The organism is Alcanivorax sp. HI0083 (assembly GCF_001635175.1).
In genome coordinates, this window is record NZ_LWFX01001315.1 from 1 (window position 1) to 3,435 (window position 3,435).

Annotated in this window: 2 protein-coding genes and 1 pseudogene; all 3 read left to right on the top strand. The window is 59.7% G+C overall.

Features of this window, described 5'->3' with window-relative positions:
- Nucleotides 1-1,335 (top strand): fatty acid cis/trans isomerase (locus A3754_RS19625; protein ID WP_197468733.1); only part of this gene is annotated, 1,335 nt, incomplete at its 5' end.
- Between the two features lie 311 nt (nt 1,336-1,646).
- Nucleotides 1,647-2,954 (top strand): acyl-CoA dehydrogenase family protein, encoded by a 1,308-nt coding sequence (locus tag A3754_RS19630; RefSeq protein ID WP_063521045.1) that lies wholly within the window; start codon nt 1,647-1,649, stop codon nt 2,952-2,954.
- A 14-nt stretch (nt 2,955-2,968) separates the two neighbouring features.
- Nucleotides 2,969-3,435, top strand: a pseudogene (locus tag A3754_RS19635) (acyl-CoA dehydrogenase); the annotation flags it as partial.

Genomic DNA, 3,435 nt, shown 5'->3' on the forward strand with positions numbered 1-3,435 from the left:
CGCGCCAACCCCTTCGTCACTTTTGCCGATATTCCTGCCCGCGCCCGCTACCAGTTTATGCTGGATGAAGCCGAATATTTTGTGCGTACCTTTATTCGCGGCCCGGTTTGCCGCGGCCAGGTGGCCACCGATGTGATCCGCGACCATTTCTGGGCGGTATTTCAGGATCCGGACCAGGACCTCTATATCACCGATGAAAATTACCGCGCCCAAGTCAGCGACTTGCTGGGCCTGCCAGGCCAGGATGACGACCTGCTGGCCCTCGGCTCCGAATGGCTGAAATACAGCGGCAAACGCAACGACTACCTCAAAGCCCGCAAACAGGCTTACGGGACGGGAGAACCACAGGGTCCGGGCTGGGGCTCCCTGTGGGATGGTGACGGCGATAACCGCAATGCGCTACTGACCATCTTCCGGCACCACGATAACGCCTCGGTACGTAAAGGGCTGATTGGTGACCTGCCACTGACCACCTGGGTCATGGACTATCCGCTGTTCGAACGCAGTTATTACAACCTGGTGGTTAATTTCAATGTGTTCGGGTCTGTCTCCCATCAGGCACAAACTCGCCTCTACTTTGACCTGATCCGCAACGGCGCGGAACAAAACACTCTCCGTTACCTCCCGGCAGAGCTGCGCCAAAGTGTACTGGCCAACTGGTATCAGAACACCGGCAAACTGCGCCTGGCAGTCAGTTACGAATCCGTGGACACCACCCTGCCCACTGATATTCCATTCGACACCAGCACCCCCATGAACGAGTTCAACGACAAGCTGCTGACGCGCTTTACTGAACTGAACGCCCGGCCAGACCCGATCAACCGCTGTGATGGAGAGCATTGTCAGCGTGCTGATGTGTCTGCCTGGAAACAGCAGGCCGACCACACCCTCAGTGCCATCTCTTCACGTCGTGCCGCCAACCTGCCGGTGGTGAACTTTATGCCGGAAGTCAGCATGGTGCATGTGCGGGGCAATCAGGGGGAGCAGGAAATCTACTCTCTGTTCCGTAACCGGGCCCATAGCAACGTGGCGTTCATGATGGGGGAATCCCTGCGTTACCAGCCGCCCCTGGATACCCTGACCCTGTATCCCGGCGTGCTGGCCAGCTACCCCAACTTCATGTTCCTGGTGCAGGACGACCAATTACAGGCGTTCGTCAGCCAGATGGAAGCAGTGAAGACGCAAGAAGACTTCACCAAAGTGGTCGACGCCTACGGCATCCGCCGCACCCACCCGGCGTTTTGGCAATACTTCCACGCACTGGACCAGTATCTGCAAGAGCACGAGCCAACCCAGGCCGGCATTCTCGATATGAACCGGTACGAAAACCTTTGAACAATTAGCAGCAGGTAACGCGGGAGGAATGGGTGCCCTGACGCAGCCATCCTGCCCGCGGAGACTGGTTGAAAGTTCAAACTGAAAAGTTGAAAAGGAACATCAACAAGCTCCCCCTCGCCCTTTTCCCAAAGCAGCGTCGCTGGTAGCGCGATAAACCTCCCATACGCTCTAAGTCCGACAATGGCTAGGTCTGTGGCGCCAGGACGGTTGCTACTATGCCCGACCTGTCAGTCACACTGGTCAATGTGACCGTCGCTCACCTCTCCATAATCGAATGCAATCCATAGACATAACAATGAGGTTCCATCATGGCGAAAGATGCAGTGGGTTATGCGCTGACCGCGCTTAACCGCCTGGCCAGCTCGGAGATGCTCGACAAGATGGGCATGCGTAAAAGCGTTGAGCGGCTTGCCTACAGCCTGACCAAAGGCGGCTTCCAGGTACTGACCACCACCGCCCGTGCATTCAAGTCCGGTAACGCAGGCAACAAACCCGAGCGCCTTACCGCCCCCGGCCATACCCGTGACCTGTTCGATCTTGGCGTCACCGACGAACAACAGATGATCCGCGACAGCGTGCAGGGCTTTGCCACCAACGTACTGCGCGAACAGGCCGAACACGCTGACGCCGCACAGCAGACCAGCGAAGACGTGATTGCCCAGGCATTGGAACTGGGACTGAATTTCTTCGCGGTTCCGGAATCCCTGGGCGGCGCCGCCACCGAGAAATCCACCGTTACCAGCATGCTGCTGGCAGAAGATCTGGCCCGTGGCGACATGGGCCAGGCCGTCGCGATTCTTGCCCCCATGGGGGTCGCCAATGCGCTGACCCAGTGGGGCACCGCTCAGCAGCAGGACAAATACCTGAGCAGCTTCGCCGAAGAGAATCCGCCCAAAGCCGCCATTGCGGTGTGCGAACCGCGCCCGTTGTTCGACCCCATGGCGCTGGCCACCACCGCCCGCAAGGACGGTAACGACTACGTTCTCAACGGCGAAAAATCCCTGGTGCCACTGGCGGCCGAAGCGGAAATTTTCCTGGTTGCCGCACAAACAGACACCGGCCCCGCGGTGTTTATCGTGGAAGGCGGCACCGACGGACTCACCGCCGGAGAGGATCCCGCCATGGGCATCCGCGCCAGCGGTCAGCGCCCGCTGAAACTGGATAACGTGCGCATCCCGGCGGACAACCGCCTGGGTAATGGCGATTTTGATTATCGCGCTTTCGTGGACCTGGGCACCCTGGCCTGGTGCGCCATGGCCATTGGCACCAGCCAGGCGGTGCTCGACTACGTTGGCCCCTACTGCAACGAGCGCACCGCTTTTGGTGAACCCATCAGCCATCGCCAGTCCGTGGCGTTCATGATTGCCGATATGGCCATCGAACTGGATGCCATGCGCATGCTCACCTACCGCGCGGCCAGCCGTGCCGAACAGGGCAAAAGCTTCCAGCGCGAAGCGCACCTGGCCCGCACCCTGGTGAAGGATAAAGCCATGAAAATCGGCACCGACGGCGTGCAGCTGCTCGGTGGCCATGGCTTTACCAAAGAGTACCCGGTGGAACGCTGGTATCGGGATCTGCGTGCTGTGGGCGTCGCCTTCGGCGGCCTGCACCTGTAAGGAGGGAGACAACCATGAATATCGAGATTCCCAAGAAGTTCAAACCCCTGATCAACAACGCCTATCAGGTAGCACAAAGCACCCTGCGCCCGCTGTCGCGCAAATACGATCGTGGTGAGCACGAATACCCGAAAGAGCTGGATATGCTCGCCTCGGTGCTGGATGGCTTCAACGAAGGCGACCCGGCCAACTCCGCCGGCGCCGCCACCACCGGCAGCGGCAAGGTGCAGGACGACGGCAGCGTAAAAAATGGCGCCAACATGGGCGTTTGCCTGGGCGCCATGGAAATGTGCTACGGCGATACCGGCTTCCTGTTGGCCATGCCCCGCCAGGGCCTGGGTAACGCCGCCATTGCGGCCGTAGCCAACGACGAACAGCTGGAACGCTTCAAGGGCAAGTGGGCCGCCATGGCCATCACCGAACCGGGCTGTGGCTCCGACTCCGCTGCCATCCGCACCACTGCCAAACAAGATGGCGATCA